The sequence below is a fragment of the Sphingopyxis sp. USTB-05 genome (assembly GCF_023822045.1).
Lineage (GTDB): Bacteria > Pseudomonadota > Alphaproteobacteria > Sphingomonadales > Sphingomonadaceae > Sphingopyxis.
In genome coordinates this window covers 3,140,694-3,159,280 of sequence record NZ_CP084712.1, presented here as the reverse complement: position 1 = coordinate 3,159,280, position 18,587 = coordinate 3,140,694, and the positions used below count along the sequence as shown (strand labels likewise).

Sequence of the window (18,587 nt, the reverse complement as noted above, 5' to 3'; positions counted from 1 at the left end):
ACCGAATTTGAATACCAAGGGACGGAACATTGGACGAAATCCTGGTCGATTGGGATGAATTTCGCGCGACGCGCACCCAGTTGGGCGCGGCGTTTGTAAGGATTCTCGGCTATTTTCGCGAAGACGGCATCAAATCGGTTGCCGCGATCGAAGAGGCGATGCGCGCGCGCGACGCGGGCGGCCTTGTCATGCCCGCGCACACGCTGAAAAGCGAAGCGCGTCAGTTCGGCGGCGAAAGGCTCGGCGCGCTCGCCGAGGATATCGAGGTTTTCGCGCGGCACTGTGTCGAGAGCCAGATCAGTCCTGAGGAATATCTGCCGCGCGTCGTCGCGCTTCGTCCGATGTTTGAGGAAACGCTCGGCGCGCTTGAACGCGAGGCCAATCCGCTCGTCCAGCGTCGCCCGTCGGGCTTCGATCGCGCCATCGGCTATTGAGCCGCAGTTTTTCGCATCGGTTGCACCTGCCAGCGCGACAGGCTGCGCCATAACCATTCGAGTGGTCCATAGTGGAAGCGCGCGAGCCACGGCTTTGACCAGAACAGCATCGCGGCCCACATTCCGAAACAGAAGAGATAGAGCGCGGTCCGGCCAATGCTCCCGAACAAGCCCAGCCCATAGCCATAGAAGATCGTCGTCATGACGATCGATGTCGTGAGATAGTTGGTGAAGGCCATGCGTCCGGTCGCGGCAAGTCGCATACGGATCGCGTCGTTGGCTTTCACCTTGATCAGCCACATGATGAGTGCGGCCCAGCCGATCGTCATCACAATATCGAATGGCGTCGACAGCGACAGCGTCGCGCCGAAAGTCGACACCGCGCTGAACCCGCTCGCGATCTGGTAACAGGCGAGTGCAATTAGCGGCGGTACGCCGATCAGGAAGCAGCGCAGCGCCCATTTGCGATACCGGGCGGGCTCCCAGTCGCCGGTCAGCATGCGCGACTTGAACAACGCCATGCCCAGCAGCATCAGGCCCATCGTCTCCCACAGGAACATCATTACCGCGACGAAGGGCTCGGTCAGCGTCTCGCCGGTACGATGCGCGACGATGCTGGCGTAACTGCCGAGATAGATTGCCATTTCCTTGGCATAACTCGCCGCGCCGGGGCCCATCTCGGCATCCATTTCGGCAAGGCCCTTGCGCATCTCGCCCATCATGTCGGCCGGCAGCTTACCTGCTTCGGCCAGCGCCATCACGGCCCATCCCGATCCGAGAAAACCGATGCCGATGACGAAAAAGACGATCGCCCAGATCGTCAGCGCCTTCACCGAAAGATTGCGGAACGCGAAAAGGAGCAAGCCGCACATCGCGTACAGGAACAATATGTCACCGAACCAGATAAGGTAGAAATGGGCGAGGCCGAAGAGAGCCAGCCAGAACATCCGGGAATAATGGACGCTCGCGGCGCTGCGCCCGGCGCTGTCCGCGCTCTCGATGACGAGCAAGGTGCTCGCGCCGAAAAGCATCGAGAACATTCCGCGCATCTTGGAATCAATCAGTACAAAGTTGAAGAACCAGGTGCCAAGATCGATCGAGCCGACCGGTCCCCCCGCCATCGGGTTGGAATAGGCCGCAAAGGGCAGGGCAAAGGCGGCAATATTCATTGCCAATATGCCCATAACCGCCACGCCGCGGATCGCGTCGAGGCTTTCGTAACGTGTCGATGCCATGGCCATGCCCGCTGCCCCCTTCGGTGGATGGCAAGGCGTATCGCGCGCCGTAAAACGCGTCGAGGAGTTTCGGCATTCAGCGACTATTGACATCTATGTCAGTAATGCTATTTGCACAGCATCACCTGATTCGAACGAGAATAGTCATGACCCCCACGATCTTCTCCCACCCCGATCGCATTCCCGCGAAGTTCCGCCCGTTCAAGGCGTTCGCGCACTTCCGCAAGCTCATCAAGGACAAGGAAGACACCGAACAGGTGTTCCACATCTTTGAAAATCTGCCGCGCAAGGGCTTCATGGACGACGCGCGCGCCTTCGTCGAAAGCGATTTTGGCAAGCAGCTCATGGAGCGCGAACCCTATCTCCCCGACCTGCTCGACGATCATAGCTGGATCGATGCTTTGCCCGAAGGCACCGTCGGCCACGCCTATGTCACCTTCATGCGCCGTGAAGGCCTGTCGGCGGCGGGGCTTGTCGCCGAGAGCGAGAAGATGGGCCGCCCGCAATATGACGACCAAGTGCAATGGTATTCGAACCGCCTGCGCGACACACACGACCTGTTCCACATTCTGACCGGCTATGGCCGCGATGCGCTGGGCGAACAGTGCGTGCTCGGTTTCACCTATGGCCAGACGGGCAATTACGGCAATGCCTTCATCGCCTATGCCGGCGGCTATGAAGTGAAGCGCGGCGTCAAGAGCGACGCGCCGGTGATGGGCGCGATCCGCCAGGGCCAGCGCCACGGCAAAGCGTCGAAAGCAATCATCGAGCAGGACATCCGCTCGCTGCTTGCCGAACCGCTCGACGCCGCGCGTGCGCGCCTCGGCATCGGCGAGCCGACGCTTTATCAGGAAGCGCACCGCGCTTACCGCAACCGCGGCATCGATCCGTACAATTTCCTTGCGGCAAAGGCTGCAATGGCCTGAACTGCGCCCCGGCGAAAGCCGGGGACCCCGCTAATCCAGCTTTGCGATCAGTGCCTGCGCGGCCGCGGGGTTGCGGACCTTCGCGCCGGATATGAAGAAAATATAGGCATCGCGGCCGTCGGCCGCCCAATCCTTGGCGCGCTTCGCCCAATGATCGAGCGCCTGGGCGTCATAGCCGGTTTCGACATCCTCCTCGCTGCGCTGGAGCCGCGCATAGGTGAAGTCCGCCGTCTGCTCATCGATGCACGGGAATTCGTCGCTGTCGGCGTAGACGGCCGCCATGTTGCGGTCGCGGAGCATGTCGACGAACTTCGGGTCGCGGAAGCTTTCGTCGCGGACCTCGATCGCATGACGTAGCTTTAGGCCATCCTGACTGTCGGGCAGCAAGTCTAGGAAGCCTGCGAAATCGTCGCGGTCGAACTTCTTCGTTGCCATGAACTGCCAGTGGATCGGGCCGAGCCGGTCGCCGAGCCGCGTCAGGCCCTGCGTCAGGAACTTCTCGATAGAGGCGGCGCCTTCCGCCAGCACCTTACGGTTTGTCGTGAAACGCGACGCCTTGACGCTGAATTTGAAGCCGTCGGGGACCGATGCGGCCCAATTGGCAAAGGTCTCAGGCTTCTGGCTGCCATAGTAGGTGCCGTTGATCTCGATGCCGGTCAGGTGCTGGCCGGCATATTCGAGCTCTCGCTTGTGCGCGAGCCCGGCGGGGTAGAAGGGGCCGCGCCACGGTTCGAAGGTCCAGCCCCCGACGCCGACATAGATGCTCATATGCGCGTGACCTCCGTGCCAAATCATTTTTCGTCATTGCGAGCGTAGCGAAGCAATCCAGAGCAGGCGTACACCGCTCTGGATTGCTTCGCTACGCTCGCAATGACGGATGAGGCAAACGCCGAGCTAATTAGGCGAGCGCCGCGTCGGCTCCCATCAAATTCGGGAAGAAACCCTCATGCGCCTCGCGGAGTTCAGCGAGAGTCACCTGATGGTCGCTGCCTTCGAGTTCGAAGACGATGCGGTCCTTGATCGTGCGGCCGACGGGATCGACCGGTACGTCGGCACGGCCGGCGGCGTCGAGGAAGTCGGCGAGGCAGGTGTCGCAGACGGTGACGAGGTACAGGCCCTGATCCTCGCCGAAGAAGCTTTCAGCGACACCGAAGGGCTGTTCTTCGCTGACCAGCACGCCGATGTTCGACTTCAATGCCATTTCGGCCAGCGTCACCGCCATGCCGCCGTCGGATACATCGTGGCAGGCCGTGATCCAGCCGGCGTTGATCGCGCCGCGAATGAAGTCACCGGTGCGTTTTTCGGCGCGGAGGTCGACCGGCGGCGGCGGGCCTTCCTCGCGGCCGAGAATTTCGCGGAGCCACACCGACTGGCCTAGATGACCGGCGCGTTCGCCGACCGCGAGCACGATGTCGCCGGTGCGCTTGAAGCCGATGCCGACCGCGCGGTTCAGATCCTCGATCACGCCGACGCCGCCGATCGCGGGGGTCGGAAGGATCGCGCTGCCGCCGCCGGTTGCCTTGCTCTCGTTATAGAGACTGACGTTGCCCGAGACGATCGGATAGTCGAGCGCACGGCAGGCCTGTGCCATGCCGTCGAGGCAGCCGGTGATCTGCCCCATGATTTCGGGGCGCTGCGGATTGGCAAAGTTCAGGCAATTGGTGATCGCGAGCGGGGTCGCGCCGACCGCGGTTATGTTGCGCCAGGTCTCAGCGACCGCCTGCTTGCCGCCCTCGACCGGGTCGGCATAGCAATAGCGCGGGGTGCAGTCGGTCGACATGGCGAGCGCGCGGCTCGTGCCGTGGATGCGGACGAGCGCGGCGTCACCGCCGGTCTGCAGCGTGTCGGCGCCGACCTGGCTGTCATATTGTTCGTAAATCCAGCGGCGACTGGCGATGTCGGGGGTGCCCATCAGCGTCTTGAGGTCGGCGGCGACATCCTTCGTCTCGGGGACGTTGGTGAGTTCGCCCTGCTTCGGCGTTGGAACATGTGGGCGGTCATAGAGCGGCGCGTCGTCGGCGAGCGGCGCGAGCGGAATGTCGCACACGATCTCGCCATGATGTTCGAGCACCATCCGGCCGGTGTCGGTGACGGTGCCGATGACCGCAAAGTCGAGCTCCCATTTGTGGAAGATCGCGGCGGCGAAATCCTCGCGGCCGGGCTTCAGCACCATCAGCATGCGTTCCTGGCTTTCAGACAGCATCATCTCATACGCCGTCATGCCGGTTTCGCGCTGCGGCACGTCGTCCATTTTTAGGTGGAGGCCGACGCCGCCCTTCGATGCCATTTCGACCGACGACGAGGTGAGGCCCGCGGCGCCCATATCCTGAATCGCGACGATTGCGTCCGACGCCATCAGTTCGAGGCAAGCCTCGATCAGCAATTTTTCGGTGAAGGGGTCGCCGACCTGAACCGTCGGGCGCTTTTCTTCGGCATCCTCGCCAAAGTCGGCCGAGGCCATCGTCGCGCCGTGGATGCCGTCGCGGCCGGTCTTCGATCCGACATAGACGATCGGATTGCCGACGCCGCTGGCGGCCGAATAAAAAATCTTGTCCTGCTCGGCGACGCCGACGGTCATCGCATTGACGAGGATATTGCCGTCATAGGCCTTGTGGAAATTGACTTCGCCGCCGACCGTCGGGACGCCGACGCAATTGCCATAACCGCCGATGCCATGGACGACGCCCGAGATGAGGTGCTTCATCTTCGGATGGTCGGGGCGGCCGAAGCGCAGCGCGTTGAGGTTCGCGACGGGGCGCGCGCCCATCGTAAATACGTCGCGCAAGATGCCGCCAACCCCGGTCGCCGCGCCCTGATAGGGTTCGATGTACGACGGGTGGTTGTGGCTCTCCATCTTGAAGATGGCGGCGAGCTTCTTGCCGTCCGGCCCTTCGCCGATATCGATGACGCCGGCATTTTCGCCGGGGCCGCAGATCACCCATGGGGCCTCCGTCGGCAGTTTCTTCAAATGGAGGCGCGAGCTTTTATAACTGCAATGCTCCGACCACATGACCGAGAAGATGCCGAGTTCGACGAGGTTGGGCTCACGCCCGATCGCGTTCAGGACGCGATCATATTCCTCGGGCGAAAGCCCATGCTCGGCGACGATTTCGGGGGTGATGGTGGGCGCTTGCTGAGTCATGGCGCGCCTTTAGCCGCACAGGCGCAAAACGAACAGACCCCATGATGCGAAAACATCATGGGGTCTGCGGTCGGAGAGACGTTTTAGCGAGAAGCGAGAGTGGCCGTCTCGATCTTGAGCGGCTCGACGTCGCGCAGCGCGAAGCTGACCTGCTGCGAACCGACGGTGCCGCGAACGCGGTGCTGGCCGACGCGGAGCGTGAACGGCTTGCCGGTGCGTTCCTCGACACCGTTGATCACGCGCGTGTCGCCAACTTGCGTGACGGTATAGCTGTAGGTGCTGCCCTCATGCTCGAAACGGTTGGTCGGCGCGTCCTTCGCAAGAGCAACGGAAGGCGCCAGCGCGAGCAGGCCAAGGGCGGGGATAATGAATTTTTTCATGATGCAAGTCCTTGTCTAAAAACAAAACTTGCCTTCGAGCCCCTCTCTTCTTGTGCAGTGCAGCATGACGGGCTCACACCATGTGAGCAATTGCAAAAAACAGAACCGCGATTGCGCTAAGGCGAATGGCTTAGCGGGTAGCCGCGCGACGGTTCGCACCAGCCCACGCCGCAGTGCCCGCGAGTAGCGCATAGGCGAAAAGCATCGTCGCGGGGACGGCGAGCGAATAGGCTGGCTCTTTCGGGCCGAACCAGTCGACCGCCTGCGCAAAGGCAAGCAGCGCGGCAAGAACCCAGAGTCGGCGATTGCCACCCGGTGCCTCTGTTCGGCGCATATAATAGAGGAATGCCCCGCCGATCAGCAGGATCTCCAGCGGCATCGCGATCAGTGGATGATTCCACAGCCCGAGGCCGAGTTTGGGCGGCATGCCATAGAGTGTCAGGTCGGGAATATGGACGATGAGGTCGATGAACCAATGCGACACCACAACCAGTGCTGCGCCGATTGCCGCTTCCTTGCGTTTGGTCGCAAACCAGACCAGCACCCCGAAAATCTTGGCCCAGATCAACGCGCCCAGCAGGCTGTGCGTATAGGGCATATGATGCAGGTCCATCGGGTTCATCGCGGTGATGCCGGGAACGATCCGCATCGCCTCCACGCCCGGGATGAGCAGCGCGGCGAAACCGATGTCGACGAGCTGCGCCGCGACGAACAAGGTCCCGAGCCCCGCCGCCTTGGGGCGGGCCGCGGCGATCAGAGCCGGAGCGAAATGGCCGATGAACATGGCGCGACGCTATAGGGCGAAATCGCGACGTCAAGCTTGACCGACCGGGGGCGATGGGGCCAAAGCAGGGCCATGACGGATACCCCCGAAACCGCCGCCGCTGTCGACATCGCTTCTCTGTCATTCGAAGCGGCGATGGGCGAGCTTGAAACGATCGTGCGTCGGCTCGAGAGCGGGGACGTCAGTCTCGAGGAATCGGTGACGCTCTATGAACGCGGCCATGCGCTGCGCGGCCATTGCGAAGCGCGGCTTGCAGCGGCGCAGGCGCGGATCGAACAGGTCAGCCTGGGCGCCGATGGCCGGCCCACGGGAACCACTCCCTTCGGCGAAAGCTGATCCGGGGTGGCGCTCGACGACGACGAAGTTTCGCGCGGCCGGCAATTGCTGCTGTCCACCCAGGCCGAGGTCGCGGCCGGAACAGACAATCTCTTCGAACAGCTTCTCGCGGTACCGTCCGATCCGCGCAGGCCACTTTATGAAGCGATGCGGCATGCTGCGGTTGCGGGCGGCAAGCGGCTACGGCCCTTGCTGGTGCGTGCGGCGGGTGATCTGTTCCATGTTGACCGCTCGCTGACGCTGCGCGTCGGGGCGGCGGTGGAGGCGATGCACGTCTATTCGCTGATCCATGACGACCTGCCGTGCATGGACGATGACGATATGCGCCGCGGCAAGCCGACGGTGCACAAGGCCTTTGATGAAGCAACTGCGGTGCTCGCGGGCGATTCGCTTCATGCCCTCGCGTTCGAATGGCTGTGCGATCCGGTGACGAGCAGCGACCCGTTCGTGCGTAGCGAACTGTGCTGCGAACTTGCACGCGCCGCGGGCCCGGCTGGCATGGCGGGTGGGCAGATGATGGACCTTGCCGCCGAGACCTCGAATTTCGACTTGCCGACGGTGACGCGCCTGCAGCAACTGAAGACCGGGGCGCTGATCGCTTTTTCGGTCGAAGCCGGCGCGATACTTGCGCGGATTCCGCCCGACAGCCGCACTCCGCTGCGCGGTTATGCGCGTGATATCGGGCTCGCCTTTCAGATCGCCGACGACATCATGGATGTCGAGGGTGACGAGGCGCTGGCGGGCAAGGCGCTGCACAAGGACGACGCTGCGGGCAAGGCGACCTTCGTCACCCTGATGGGGATCGAGCGTGCGCGCGAACAGGCGACCGCGCTCGTCGAACAGGCGATTGCGCATCTGGCCGGCTTCGGCGAAGAAGCGACGCTGCTACGCGCGATCGCGCGCTATGTCGTGGAAAGGGACCGTTGATGCGGGTGGGGGTTTATCCGGGTACGTTCGATCCGATCACGCTCGGCCATATGGACATCATCCGCCGCGGTGCGAAGTTCGTCGACCGGCTGATCATCGGGGTGACGACCAACATCGCGAAATCGCCCTTGTTCGACGACGACGAACGGATCGCAATGGTAAAAGCCGAGGTTGCGGGAATCGATGGAGACATTGAGGTCGTCGGCTTCAATTCGCTGCTGATGGACTTCGCCGATGCCCAGGGCGCCTCGATCATCGTCCGCGGCATTCGCGGTGTCACCGATTTCGAATATGAGTATCAGCTGACGGGCATGAACCGCCAACTCAATGACCGTGTCGAAACCGTCTTTCTGATGGCCGACGTCAGTCTTCAGCCGATCGCATCGCGGCTGGTCAAGGAAATCGCGATCTTTGGCGGCGACATCCACAAATTCGTGACGCCCTCGGTACGCGATGCGGTCGTCGCTCGCATCGCCGAGCGGGGGCTCCTTCAGGGCGAGCGCTGACACCGATCATTGAGCGTTCAGCTTTTTCCCGCTAGGGCGCGCCATCAGGGCGCAAATTCAGTTTATTTTTCTAAAGGCCGATCCAGCATGACATCTTCCTTCCGCCCCTTGGTTCTTACGGCGATGGCGTTCGGTCTCTCGGTTGCGGCGATCGCACAGGATGCGCCGCCCGCGCCCGGCCCAAATCCTGAAGAAAGCCAGCCGGCGCCGCCGGTGGAAACCCCGGCTCCGCCGCCGCTCGACACCCCGGCTGCACCCGCGGCGACTGAAGCCGCGCCCGCGGTCCAGGCGCCCGCAGTGCCGACGATGACGCCCGACCAATATATCAACAACCCGGAATATATGCTGAACCTCGACCTTTCGACGGGCGGCCGGGTTGTGATCCAGCTCTTTCCCAATGTCGCGCCGAACCATGTCGATCGTATCAAGCAGCTTGCGCGCGCGGGCTTTTACGACGGGATCAAGTTCCACCGCGTGATCGACGGTTTTATGGCGCAGACGGGCGATCCGAGCGCGACCGGGCAGGGCGGCTCGCAGCTTCCCGACCTGAAAGCCGAGTTCAACGTGACCCCGCATCTGCGCGGTACGCTGTCGATGGCGCGCGCCGAGAATGAGGATAGCGCGAACAGCCAATTCTTCATCATGCTCCAGCCGCGCTTTTCGCTCGACCGCCGATACACGGCGTTCGGCCGTGTCATTTCGGGCATGCAATATATCGACGCGATCCATAAGGGCGAGCCGCCCGAGGTGATGTCGCGCATGGTGCAGGTTTCGGTCGCGGCCGATAACAAGCCGATGCCGCCGGCCTCGATGCTCACGGAAACGGTACCCGCGCCCGCTGCCGCGCCTGAAGTGACGCTCGACCAGCTCAACGCGCCGATCAAGCAGTAAGCGCGGGGACGCGCGTCAAGATCATGCGCGTCGACGCCTTCGATTTCGATCTACCCAATGAGCGTATCGCGCTTCGCCCCGCGCGGCCGCGCGATGCGGCGCGGATGCTCGTCGTCGATGGCGGCCAGATCGTCGACGCGGGCGTTGCCGACCTGCCGATGTGGTTGCGCCCCGGCGACTGTTTGGTCTTCAACGATACGCGCGTTATTCCGGCGCAGCTCGAGGGACGGCGCGGGGACGCGCGCATCGGCGCCACGCTGCACAAGCGGATCGACCTGCGCCGCTGGCAAGCCTTCATCCGCAATGCCAAAAGGCTGCGCGTGGGCGAGACGGTCGATTTCGGCGCCGGTGTCGAAGCGTTCGCCGAGGAGCGGCTGTCCGACGGCAGCTTCATCCTGGCCTTCGCCGGCGACGAGCCGGTCGAAGTGCTGCTCGAACGTGCGGGCACGATGCCGCTGCCGCCCTATATTGCGGGCAAGCGTCCCACCGATGAAGACGACCGCAGCGATTATCAGACGATGTTCGCGCGCGAGGATGGCGCGGTCGCGGCACCCACCGCCGCGCTACACTTCACGCCGAAGCTGCTCGATGCACTTGCCGCGGCGGGCGTCGCAACCGAAACGCTGACACTGCACGTCGGTGCGGGTACCTTCCTGCCCGTGAAGGCCGACAACACCGAAGATCATGTCATGCACGCCGAATGGGGCCAGATCGACGCCGACACCGCGGCGCGGCTCAATGCGGTGCGCGCGGCGGGCGGCCGCGTCATCGCGGTCGGGACCACCAGCCTGCGCCTGCTCGAAAGCGCGGCGCAGGATGATGGCACGATCGCGCCCTTCGCGGGCGACACGGCAATATTCATTACTCCAGGCTATCGCTTCAGGGCGATCGACGGCCTGATGACCAACTTCCATCTACCGCGCTCGACATTGTTCATGTTGGTCAGCGCGCTGATGGGGCTGGAGACGATGCAGGCCGCTTACGCCCACGCCATCGGAAACGACTATCGTTTCTACAGCTATGGCGACTCCAGCCTGCTGCTTCCGCGTCAGAGCGACCGGTCAGCGTAAACCGCCATCGCGGCCGCGATGAACTCGGGGCATCCCGCTATTTTGTCGTCGTCATAGGTGCCGCGGAACTCCGGATTTTCGACATAATAGCGGCCGAGGCCCCCGAAGGCTTCGGCGTCTGGCGTCCAGCTATGCGATACCCAGCGATAATGGCGGTCCGTCACGGCCTGCACCGCGTCGGAAGCGGGATCGGCACCGTCGCGGAACAGGCGCTGGAAATCAGCGCGGATTACTTCCATTTCGGACTGAATGGCTGCGACCTGTTCCTTACTGAATGATCGCGCCTTTGCCGCCGCCGCCGCGACGGCGTCCTTGCCCCAAAAATCCTCGGCCTCGCGCTGCCAACGGTCGCGCGTTTCGGGGGCTATGCCGGCGTAATAGTCATTGTCTTCCATATCCTCGTCCTTTTCCAGTGATGCGATCGTGCGATCGATGGTTCGGATGAGGGTCCGGTAATGGCCGATCCGGGCGTCGAGCGCCGTGCGGTGCTCGCGCAGCGCGGCAAGCGGATCGAAGGCGGGGTCGTCGAGCACCGCAGCGATCCCGGCCAGCGGCAGGCCAAGCTCGCGGTAGAAAAGGATCTGCTGCAGCCGCAGCAACTCCTCCCTGCCATAATAGCGATAGCCGTTGGCGCCGACATGGCCGGGCTTCAGCAGGTCGATCGCATCATAATGATGCAATGTCCTGACGCTGATGCCCGCCGCTTTTGCGACTTGCCGAACCGTCCGCATTCACCGTCTCCTCATAGCGGGACGGGCCTATCGGGGATGACGCAGCGTGAGGGTCAAGCCCTTTTTACGCGGTGCAAGCGCCGATCAATATTCGATCGTGATCCGGACCTTGCCCGGCTCGACGCCGGCCAGCGCGGCAATCTCTTCGCGGCTCGACCGGACTAGCGCATGCATTTGCTGTGCGTTCGCCGCAGGGTCGCCATGCGCGGTCGAAGTATCGCCGGCGAGCAGCTCGCGTTCCGAAATTCCAAAGGCATCGGCCAGCGCGATCAAATTTCCGCGCCGCGGGACGGTCTTGCCGCTTTCCCATGCCCAGATGCTCGGTTTGCTGAATCCCGTTCGATCCGAAAGGGCTGCGCGGCTGAGCCCATGTTCCTTGCGGAGCCGGAGAAGGCGCTGGGCCAATAGCTCGTCGCCATCGGGCGTGCGGGCAGGATCGACGTCGTCAGGAAGCGGATTACGCAGCTGCGCCGCGCTAAGCGCCGCGCGCGATAGGGGGCGGTCAAAACGGCAGCCAGCCAGCGCCTCGCTGCGCCACACGATAGTGGCCGCACAATCGGGAGCTTCGGGCAGCGCCACCGTAAGCCGCTGGCCAATGGCCAGATCGGATGCCGTCTCGATCAACATCCCGGTCGCCGACAAATTGTGAATCACAACGGTGGTGCCCGCATTGTTGCCGTCGAGTGATCCGGGCGCTTCAAAGCGCATATGCATGCGGGGAGCACCGCGCTCGCTTTCGACGGTCTGCTGCTTTTCGATCATCGCATGAATGGCCATGATCCAGCCCTATGCGGGGTGATCGGTTGTCGAGTAGTTAATGGCCTATGCCTCATCGCGAGCCCATGCGCCGCCGGACCCTTGGAAACAAGGTCAGTTTGGTCCGACCCGGGGCGAACTGTGCGCGGCTTGCGGCGGGTGAATCGGCAAATCGCCCTGATTTTTCTGAGAGTTTTCTTAACCCAGATTAAGTCGCGGCTAATTTCAATGTTAATATTTGAGCTGTCGCTGTCCCGATTCTGAACAGCGCGGCTTTTCCGTCGACGCGTCCGTGTGTGCGGTTAACCGTCGTGACCCCTACAAAAGTGTGGATTCTCGTTGTAGATGAACGGCATCCTCGGCCTGGATTTTCGCCGGAGGGCAAATTGGGGGGTGCCCGGCCAACTTAATTTCTGTACTAAGTTTTTATTAACAGACGGGTTGATGAGTCGGGTTGCAGCTCATCGGGCACGGGGGTGCCAAAGGCCAGCCGCAAAGCGGAGCCTGAACCGTCAGCAAATTTTTGGGGGTTCGTGTCATGAGGTTCATGATTTTTGCGCTCGCCGCGGCGGCTTTTGCTGTGCCCGCGAACGCAGAAGAAATCCAGAACGTCCGATCGCTCGACATCGCGGTCAGCGGGGCGATCCGGCAACATTGTGCGATGGGCAGCATCGCCAACATGGATTTCGGCAATCTCGAACGCCGAGGCCTTGGCATCGAGACGCGCGTCGCGCTCGATTGCAACGTGCCCTTCACCATGACGATCAAGGGCGCACGAGGCGGCCTGACCCACACCACGATGCCCAACGGTCAAGGGCCGTACGGCGGCGTCCTGCCCTATAATCTCGCCGTCGAAATGCCCGTGCGATATCCCTCGCAGCAGACGGTAAGCAAATCCTTCGACAGCCATCAGCTTCTGGCCGGTGGCGTCATTTCCAGCAACGGCGGGATCGCGACGGACGGCATGCGTCTGGCGGTCCAGCTTGGTCAGCCTTCGGGCGAGGCCGGGCTGCTGGCTGGCGAATATTCGGAAACGATCACGATCACGGTCTCTCCGATCTGAAGATTCGCCTGCGACGTGGGTCGCGGGCGGAATTAAGCCGGAAGGGTAGGCACCGATGCCCTCCCGGTTCTCCGACCAGACGGTGCAAAATATCACGCCATCGCCCGGCTTTCGGGCAGGGGCGTTATAATAGAGGGAAGAAGATTATGAAGAAGATCCTTAGCGGCGCCGTTGCCGCCATCGCGCTCATCGCGACCCCGGCCGTCGCCCAGACCAACCAGGTCCACTACAACATCGCCGGCGCTCAGCTGACGAACCCGACGGGCCTCGGCGGCGCACTTGCGCAGATCGGTGCTGAACTCGCCATCGCTGGCGGCATTGGCACGCGCTACACCGCCATTGCTGGCGCGCTGCCCAACAGCGACCCCGCAACCCCGACCGTCGACGTCGTTTTCAGCCTGAGCGGCTCGGTGAGCAAGGACTGCTCGTTCTATTCGGGCAACAATGCGAACGCGACGAACATCAGCTTCGGCACCATCGGCGTCCGCACGGGCAACAATGAAAACGTCAACTCGGCGTTCGAAATGGTTGGTCCGGCTGTTGCCAGCGTCAAGACGCTGACCGCTGGTTGCAACTTCAACAACGAAGTTGTGATCACCAAGAACAACGGTTCGAGCGGCCTCGTCAACGCTGCTGCTGGTGGCTACGACACCGACGAATTCCAGGCGCACATTCCGTACAGCGTGAATGCTTCGTGGACCGGCGTGACGCTGAACTCGGTTGCTGCCGGTACCGGCCAGTCGCTGAACGTGACGACCACGCAGAACAGCGGTCAGAAGCAGCAGGGCGCTTGGCGTTCGAACATGGACATCGACTTCGTTGCTCCTGCGATCACCAACAAGGGCCTGGTCGCCGGTAACTACAGCGGCACGACCACGCTGACGCTGCGCGCCCTCTAAGTTCGCGCGGTAACCAATAGGGGAAGGGGAAAGAGCAATCTTTCCCCTTTCTTTATGAATATGTGAAATTACGTCGCCAAGGGACGACAAGGGGATGGGAATCATGACAGCTTTGGCGATGGTGAAGCGTCATGCGCGCGCATTACTGGCTGCGCTTGTCGCATTGGCCGTGCTGGTGACCCCTGCGCTGGCGATGCGCGTATCGCCGATGGTGATCGAAATGGAATCGCGCGGTTCCAATGCCGTGGCGCGGATCGAAGTCCAGAACATCAACCCCGCCAATCTTGCGTTCCAGACCCGCGTTTTCCGGATGGAAATCGACAAGGACGGGACAATAACCGAAACCCCGGCCGACGATCAGTTCCTCGTCTTCCCGCCGCAAGGCGTTCTGGCTGCCGGCGGCCGTCAGGTCGTCCGTCTGCAATGGGTCGGCGACACCGAAATGGCCGCATCGCAGGCTTATTACGTGTCGGTCGAGCAGTTGCCGGTTCCGTTCGAAGCCGGTTCATCCGATTCTGTCGGTGCCCAGGTCCAGGTGCTTTACAATATGCGCGCGCTGGTCGTCGTGGCGCCCCCGGGCGCAAAGCCCGACGTGAAGGCCTCTATGGTCAAGCAACTCAATTATCAGCCGCCGGCGCTTCCCGGGGCGACCGAACTGCCGCCGATGCAGGACGGGCTGGAAATCACCCTGCGTAATGATGGTCGGCGTCATGCGCTGATGGCCAATTTCGGATGGCAGATCGAAGGCACCGATGCCGCCGGCAAATGGCTTCGCGTCGATATTTCGCCGGAAGAATTGAACCGTGCCGTCGGCACCGGCTATGTCCCCGCCCTCGGCGAGCGGACGTTCCGCGTTCCGGTTCCCGGTTTCGGCCCCGGACCGATCAAGCTGTCGTTCAAGCGGTGAAGAAGAGTCTCGTACTTTGTTCGGTAGCGTTGCCGGCGCTGTGCGTCGGCACGGCCGCTGCACAGGTGTCGATTCCCTTGCCGCAGGCACCGCGGACCTCTCCGCCGACATCGATCCCATTGCCCGGCTCGCCGATCCCGCTGCCCCCGACCCCGACTCCGGCACCAGCACCGATGACGCCGCAATTTCCGATCGGCGCGCACGGTCGGCCAGACATAAATCCCTACGATCGCGACATCGAAATGACGGTGCCGCTGAATTTCCAAAGCAGCAGCTTGGGCGATATTCCCATGCTGCTGACCGCGGACGACCGTTTCCTGCTCGAATCCGCGTCGTTCCTGCGACTGATGCAGCCGGTGCTGAACGAGGAGGCACATGCAGCCTTGTCGGCGCAGCTGGCACCGCTGACGAATTTCGGTCCCGACGATCTCGGTAAAACCGGTGTCCAGCTGACCTACGATCCGAGTACGCTGGCCGTGGTCGTCGTCGAGGTGTCGGCCGAACAACGTGCAATCCAGGATATTTTCGCCCCGCCACGCGAAGATGCGAACGATGTTTCGCTGCAACCGGCCGACTTTTCAGCCTATTTGAATCTCAGCGCCGTTCAGACCTATGTCTGGGAGGGGAGCAGGGCTGATCCGCCGACGATCAACTTCGACGGAGCACTCCGGTTCGGTCGCGTCGTATTCGAGGGCGACGCCCAACTGGGCCAGCAATTCGGCCTGACCGGGGATTCCTACAAATTCTCGCGCAACTATGCGCGGCTCGTATATGACCAGCCCGAGGAATACCGGCGCTTTTTTCTGGGTGACCTCGATCCCGAAGTCCGCGGGCAACAATCCTTTGTCGAGATGGGCGGCGTCGGCGTGCTGCGTCAGCGGCGACGGTTCAACAGCTTCCGATCGGCCGTCCTTCAAGCCAACCGCCAACTCGTTTTGCAACGCGAATCGACCGTGCGCTTTCTGCGCAACGGGTCGCTCTATCGCGAGCTCCGGCTCCAACCCGGTCGCTATGACTTCAGTTCGCTGCCGCTTGTCGCGGGCAGCAACGACGTCGATATCCAGGTGACCGATAACAGCGGCGCCGTCCAGAATCTGTCATTTCAACAGTATCTCGACCCGATCGACCTTGATCCGGGCGACTATGAATATGGCGCATTCTTCGGTCCGACCAGCCGGAAGTTTGGCGGTTCGCCCGATTATGACGGCCCGGTCGCGTTCAGCGGCTTTTTCCGCAAGGCCTTCTTCAATCGCCCTGCCCTCGGCATCGGATTGCAGGCCAGCAAGGACGTCCAGACCCTGACCGGACAAACGCAGTTCGTTCTGCGTAACGGGGGCAGGTTGCTGCTGGACCTTGGCGGGAGCAACGCGAAAAAGGCGGGGCAGGGCTTTGCCGGCGGCGTCAGTTACGAACATTTCATTGATCGGAGAGGGCTATCGGACAGCTTCACGCTGCGTGCCGATTATCTCTCGCCCAAATTTGCGACCCTCGGCAATCTCGAAGGGATCAACACGACGTCGGCAACGGTGTCTGCCCAATACACCCGCCAGTTCAATTTCAAGCTGACGACGACATCGACGGCGACCTACCTGCGCGGTCGCGGCATCCTCGGAGACAGCTATCGAGCCGGAACGACGGCCTATTACCGCCTCGATCGTCGCTGGACGGTGCGGGCCGGGGCCGACTACACAAAATACCCGTCTTCCTTTTCGCGCGGCAGCGGCTTCAGTTTCAACGTAGGCTTGGTCTTCCAACCCGATTATCGCCGCCGCGCCGAGGCGCGGTATGAAAGCCGCGACAATCTGGGCGAGCTTTCCTATAACCAAAGCGGACTTAATCAGTTGAATAGCTTTGGTTTTGGCGGTGTCGTGACACGCGATGACAATAGCGCGCAGGCGCTCGGCTATGCGACCTATGCCGCCAACCGCTTCGATGCGGCGATCAGCCACGCCACCTTCGGGCCCAATCTGGGCGATGTGGCGCAGCTCAATGCCACGACGGTCCGCGTCGGCACTTCGCTGGCCTTTGCAGATGGCAATTTCGGCATCGGGCGGCGCATCAACGACAGCTTCATGTTGCTATCGCCGCACAAGAATCTGGGCAAGCGGAGCGTCGTCGCCGGTCAGTCGCTCGCTCAGAATAATTATATCGGGAAGAGCGGCCCATTGGGTGCGGCGGTCAACAACTTCCTCGGCTCCTATGCGACCCAGTCGGTGCAGTATGACGTCGAAGATCCGCCAACGGGATATGATACCGGACCCGGCGTGTTCCGCGTCCACCCGCCATATAAGAGCGGCTATTCGGCGCGCATCGGCACAGACGCTTTTGCAAGTGCCATGGGTACGCTAGTTCTGGCGCCCGACAAGCCGGTCTCTCTCGTCGGCGGGCGTGTAACGCTGCTCGACGTCAAAGAAAATGAAAGTCCCAAGCCGATCCCGTTTTTCACCAATTCGGCCGGCCGCTTCGCGATCACCAATCTGCTGCCCGGCCGCCGCTATCTTGTCGAAACCTTTGGCCGGAACGGCACGGTCGATCGGGGCTTCGAATTCACCGTGCCCGCGGATACCGATGGTCTGTTGAACCTTGGCACCGTTAGCCCCGGTACGAAAAATTAGGAGGCATCATGCTGCGCCCAACGCTTTTCTTTGCTGCTGCAATCATCGCCATGCCTCTCCACGCGCAGACGCCGACGCCGGGCGCGAACGCCCGCGGCATCGATTGTCTTATCCGCGCCAATGCGACACCGACGAGCTGGATGATTCAGGGCTATGACCCGTTCGACACTGCGATTCCGGAAGGGACGTTCAGCATTACCTTCGTCAACGAAGGCACGGCGGAATGCCGCTTCACTCCGACCTTCGAACTGAGCCAGCCGCCCTTTGGTCTGTCGAAGGGGACGGGGAAGCCGATCGGCTATGCCTTGCTCAACCTGACCGATACGCAGGATGTGACTCCACGCGTTGGGCGGACGCAGCGCAGCCCGTCGCAGCGGATGCTGACGCTCGGCGCCAATGCCTCGCGTACCCTGCTCTACAAGCTGGTCGCCGACCCCGATGATGTGAAGGAGTCGGGAACCTTTACCCAGGACGTCACGCTGGAAGCGCAGGACGGCAATCTCCGTTCGCTCGGCGGTACGCGCATCGTCCTTGGCATCGACGTCCTGCCGTCGGCGAGGATCGGTTTGGCCGGCGCTTACAGGATGAGCGAGGGGCATGCGGTCGTCGATCTGGGCGAATTGCGTCCCGGCGTCGCGCCCGTGCCACTACAGCTTCGTGTCGCCAGCACCGGTTCCTATGATCTGAGCGTCACATCGGCCAATTCGGGCCGTCTGCGTCTCGGTTCGAGCGAATGGTATGTGCCCTATAGCCTTGCGATCGGTGGCAACGCCATCAATCTGACGGGCGCGCGCACCATATCGGGTTCGACGAACGGCAACCTTCGTCGCGATGCGCTGCCGATTCAGTTCCTGATCGGGGACATCTCCGACCGTCGTGCCGGTGTATATAGTGATGTCGTTTCGATCTCCGTCACGGCCCGCTGACCTGCTCGCCTGAATCACGCTCATTGCCCGGATTCTGGGCCCCCGCCTTAACTGAATGT

General features: G+C 62.2%; 19 protein-coding genes. 12 read left to right on the top strand and 7 right to left on the bottom strand.

The window, feature by feature from the left end; translation table 11 throughout:
* Positions 1 to 29: 29 nt before the first annotated feature.
* The gene (locus KEC45_RS14645; RefSeq protein ID WP_193749089.1) at positions 30 to 434 is read left to right on the top strand and encodes an Hpt domain-containing protein; all 405 of its coding nucleotides are present in this window, start codon (positions 30 to 32) and stop codon (positions 432 to 434) included.
* Here KEC45_RS14645 and KEC45_RS14640 read toward each other — a convergent pair.
* Positions 428 to 1,675 (bottom strand): DUF418 domain-containing protein, encoded by a 1,248-nt coding sequence (locus KEC45_RS14640; protein ID WP_152682274.1) that lies wholly within the window; start codon positions 1,673 to 1,675, stop codon positions 428 to 430. The genes KEC45_RS14645 and KEC45_RS14640 overlap by 7 nt on opposite strands.
* Positions 1,676 to 1,815: 140 nt before the next feature.
* On the opposite strand from KEC45_RS14640, the gene KEC45_RS14635 reads away from it, so the two are divergent.
* Positions 1,816 to 2,595, top strand: coding sequence for a Coq4 family protein (locus KEC45_RS14635; protein WP_062177404.1), 780 nt, complete (start codon positions 1,816 to 1,818; stop codon positions 2,593 to 2,595).
* Positions 2,596 to 2,625: 30 nt separating this feature from the next.
* On the opposite strand, the gene KEC45_RS14630 is transcribed toward KEC45_RS14635, so the two are convergent.
* The 4 genes from KEC45_RS14630 to KEC45_RS14615 form a co-directional block, all read right to left on the bottom strand.
* Positions 2,626 to 3,363, bottom strand: a complete 738-nt coding sequence (locus KEC45_RS14630; protein WP_062177408.1) for a DUF72 domain-containing protein — start codon at positions 3,361 to 3,363, stop codon at positions 2,626 to 2,628.
* Between the two features lie 130 nt (positions 3,364 to 3,493).
* Positions 3,494 to 5,737 (bottom strand): phosphoribosylformylglycinamidine synthase subunit PurL, encoded by a 2,244-nt coding sequence (gene purL / locus KEC45_RS14625; protein ID WP_062177411.1) that lies wholly within the window; start codon positions 5,735 to 5,737, stop codon positions 3,494 to 3,496.
* Between the two features lie 83 nt (positions 5,738 to 5,820).
* Positions 5,821 to 6,117 (bottom strand): hypothetical protein, encoded by a 297-nt coding sequence (locus KEC45_RS14620; protein ID WP_062177415.1) that lies wholly within the window; start codon positions 6,115 to 6,117, stop codon positions 5,821 to 5,823.
* 130 nt (positions 6,118 to 6,247) lie between these two features.
* The gene (locus KEC45_RS14615) at positions 6,248 to 6,901 is read right to left on the bottom strand and encodes a hypothetical protein (RefSeq protein WP_062177419.1); all 654 of its coding nucleotides are present in this window, start codon (positions 6,899 to 6,901) and stop codon (positions 6,248 to 6,250) included.
* 72 nt (positions 6,902 to 6,973) lie between these two features.
* On the opposite strand from KEC45_RS14615, the gene KEC45_RS14610 reads away from it, so the two are divergent.
* From KEC45_RS14610 to queA, 5 genes are all read left to right on the top strand, one after another.
* Entirely contained in the window at positions 6,974 to 7,237 is a 264-nt protein-coding gene (locus KEC45_RS14610) for an exodeoxyribonuclease VII small subunit (RefSeq protein ID WP_062177420.1), read from the top strand.
* Between the two features lie 45 nt (positions 7,238 to 7,282).
* Positions 7,283 to 8,164, top strand: coding sequence for a polyprenyl synthetase family protein (locus KEC45_RS14605; protein ID WP_062183488.1), 882 nt, complete (start codon positions 7,283 to 7,285; stop codon positions 8,162 to 8,164).
* Positions 8,164 to 8,670 (top strand): pantetheine-phosphate adenylyltransferase, encoded by a 507-nt coding sequence (gene coaD, locus KEC45_RS14600; RefSeq protein WP_062177423.1) that lies wholly within the window; start codon positions 8,164 to 8,166, stop codon positions 8,668 to 8,670. The genes KEC45_RS14605 and coaD overlap by 1 nt, the downstream gene beginning before the upstream one ends.
* A gap of 87 nt (positions 8,671 to 8,757) precedes the next feature.
* On the top strand, positions 8,758 to 9,561 hold the full coding sequence (locus tag KEC45_RS14595) for a peptidylprolyl isomerase (protein ID WP_062177426.1): 804 nt from the start codon (positions 8,758 to 8,760) through the stop codon (positions 9,559 to 9,561).
* 23 nt (positions 9,562 to 9,584) lie between these two features.
* Positions 9,585 to 10,631, top strand: coding sequence for a tRNA preQ1(34) S-adenosylmethionine ribosyltransferase-isomerase QueA (gene queA / locus KEC45_RS14590; protein WP_062177430.1), 1,047 nt, complete (start codon positions 9,585 to 9,587; stop codon positions 10,629 to 10,631).
* Here queA and KEC45_RS14585 read toward each other — a convergent pair.
* Both KEC45_RS14585 and KEC45_RS14580 read right to left on the bottom strand, forming a co-directional pair.
* Positions 10,610 to 11,362 carry a MerR family transcriptional regulator gene (locus KEC45_RS14585; protein WP_062177433.1) on the bottom strand — a complete coding sequence of 251 codons (753 nt, stop codon included), beginning with the start codon at positions 11,360 to 11,362 and terminating at the stop codon, positions 10,610 to 10,612. The two genes, queA and KEC45_RS14585, sit on opposite strands and share 22 nt — an antisense overlap.
* An 84-nt stretch (positions 11,363 to 11,446) precedes the next feature.
* Entirely contained in the window at positions 11,447 to 12,139 is a 693-nt protein-coding gene (locus KEC45_RS14580; RefSeq protein WP_062177436.1) for a helix-turn-helix domain-containing protein, read from the bottom strand.
* 517 nt (positions 12,140 to 12,656) lie between these two features.
* Between KEC45_RS14580 and KEC45_RS14575 the strand changes: the two genes are divergently transcribed.
* The 5 genes from KEC45_RS14575 to KEC45_RS14555 all read left to right on the top strand — a co-directional run bounded on the left by KEC45_RS14575 (position 12,657) and on the right by KEC45_RS14555 (position 18,528).
* Positions 12,657 to 13,181: a spore coat protein U domain-containing protein gene (locus tag KEC45_RS14575; RefSeq protein WP_062177439.1), complete on the top strand. Its 525-nt coding sequence runs from the start codon at positions 12,657 to 12,659 to the stop codon at positions 13,179 to 13,181.
* Positions 13,182 to 13,327: 146 nt separating this feature from the next.
* Positions 13,328 to 14,080 (top strand): hypothetical protein, encoded by a 753-nt coding sequence (locus KEC45_RS14570; protein ID WP_062177443.1) that lies wholly within the window; start codon positions 13,328 to 13,330, stop codon positions 14,078 to 14,080.
* A 103-nt stretch (positions 14,081 to 14,183) separates the two neighbouring features.
* A complete protein-coding gene (locus KEC45_RS14565) occupies positions 14,184 to 14,987 on the top strand; it encodes a molecular chaperone (RefSeq protein ID WP_062183492.1) in 804 nt (267 codons plus the stop codon).
* Complete coding sequence (locus KEC45_RS14560; RefSeq protein WP_238586547.1) at positions 14,984 to 17,602, top strand: hypothetical protein; 2,619 nt, start codon at positions 14,984 to 14,986, stop codon at positions 17,600 to 17,602. Before KEC45_RS14565 ends, KEC45_RS14560 begins: the two co-directional genes overlap by 4 nt.
* Positions 17,603 to 17,610: 8 nt before the next feature.
* Positions 17,611 to 18,528: a hypothetical protein gene (locus KEC45_RS14555; RefSeq protein ID WP_062177446.1), complete on the top strand. Its 918-nt coding sequence runs from the start codon at positions 17,611 to 17,613 to the stop codon at positions 18,526 to 18,528.
* Positions 18,529 to 18,587: the final 59 nt, after the last annotated feature.

Bases quoted from the DNA above. Each gene is read 5' to 3' on its own strand.
- KEC45_RS14615 (WP_062177419.1), bottom strand. From the start codon at position 6,901: ATGTTCATCGGCCATTTCGCTCCGGCTCTGATCGCCGCGGCCCGCCCC.
- KEC45_RS14635 (WP_062177404.1), top strand. From the start codon at position 1,816: ATGACCCCCACGATCTTCTCCCACCCCGATCGCATTCCCGCGAAGTTC.
- KEC45_RS14565 (WP_062183492.1), top strand. From the start codon at position 14,184: ATGACAGCTTTGGCGATGGTGAAGCGTCATGCGCGCGCATTACTGGCT.
- KEC45_RS14585 (WP_062177433.1), bottom strand. From the start codon at position 11,362: ATGCGGACGGTTCGGCAAGTCGCAAAAGCGGCGGGCATCAGCGTCAGG.
- KEC45_RS14630 (WP_062177408.1), bottom strand. From the start codon at position 3,363: ATGAGCATCTATGTCGGCGTCGGGGGCTGGACCTTCGAACCGTGGCGC.
- KEC45_RS14580 (WP_062177436.1), bottom strand. From the start codon at position 12,139: ATGGCCATTCATGCGATGATCGAAAAGCAGCAGACCGTCGAAAGCGAG.
- KEC45_RS14640 (WP_152682274.1), bottom strand. From the start codon at position 1,675: ATGGCCATGGCATCGACACGTTACGAAAGCCTCGACGCGATCCGCGGC.
- coaD (WP_062177423.1), top strand. From the start codon at position 8,164: ATGCGGGTGGGGGTTTATCCGGGTACGTTCGATCCGATCACGCTCGGC.
- KEC45_RS14620 (WP_062177415.1), bottom strand. From the start codon at position 6,117: ATGAAAAAATTCATTATCCCCGCCCTTGGCCTGCTCGCGCTGGCGCCT.
- KEC45_RS14555 (WP_062177446.1), top strand. From the start codon at position 17,611: ATGCTGCGCCCAACGCTTTTCTTTGCTGCTGCAATCATCGCCATGCCT.
- KEC45_RS14610 (WP_062177420.1), top strand. From the start codon at position 6,974: ATGACGGATACCCCCGAAACCGCCGCCGCTGTCGACATCGCTTCTCTG.
- KEC45_RS14595 (WP_062177426.1), top strand. From the start codon at position 8,758: ATGACATCTTCCTTCCGCCCCTTGGTTCTTACGGCGATGGCGTTCGGT.
- purL (WP_062177411.1), bottom strand. From the start codon at position 5,737: ATGACTCAGCAAGCGCCCACCATCACCCCCGAAATCGTCGCCGAGCAT.
- KEC45_RS14570 (WP_062177443.1), top strand. From the start codon at position 13,328: ATGAAGAAGATCCTTAGCGGCGCCGTTGCCGCCATCGCGCTCATCGCG.
- KEC45_RS14575 (WP_062177439.1), top strand. From the start codon at position 12,657: ATGAGGTTCATGATTTTTGCGCTCGCCGCGGCGGCTTTTGCTGTGCCC.
- queA (WP_062177430.1), top strand. From the start codon at position 9,585: ATGCGCGTCGACGCCTTCGATTTCGATCTACCCAATGAGCGTATCGCG.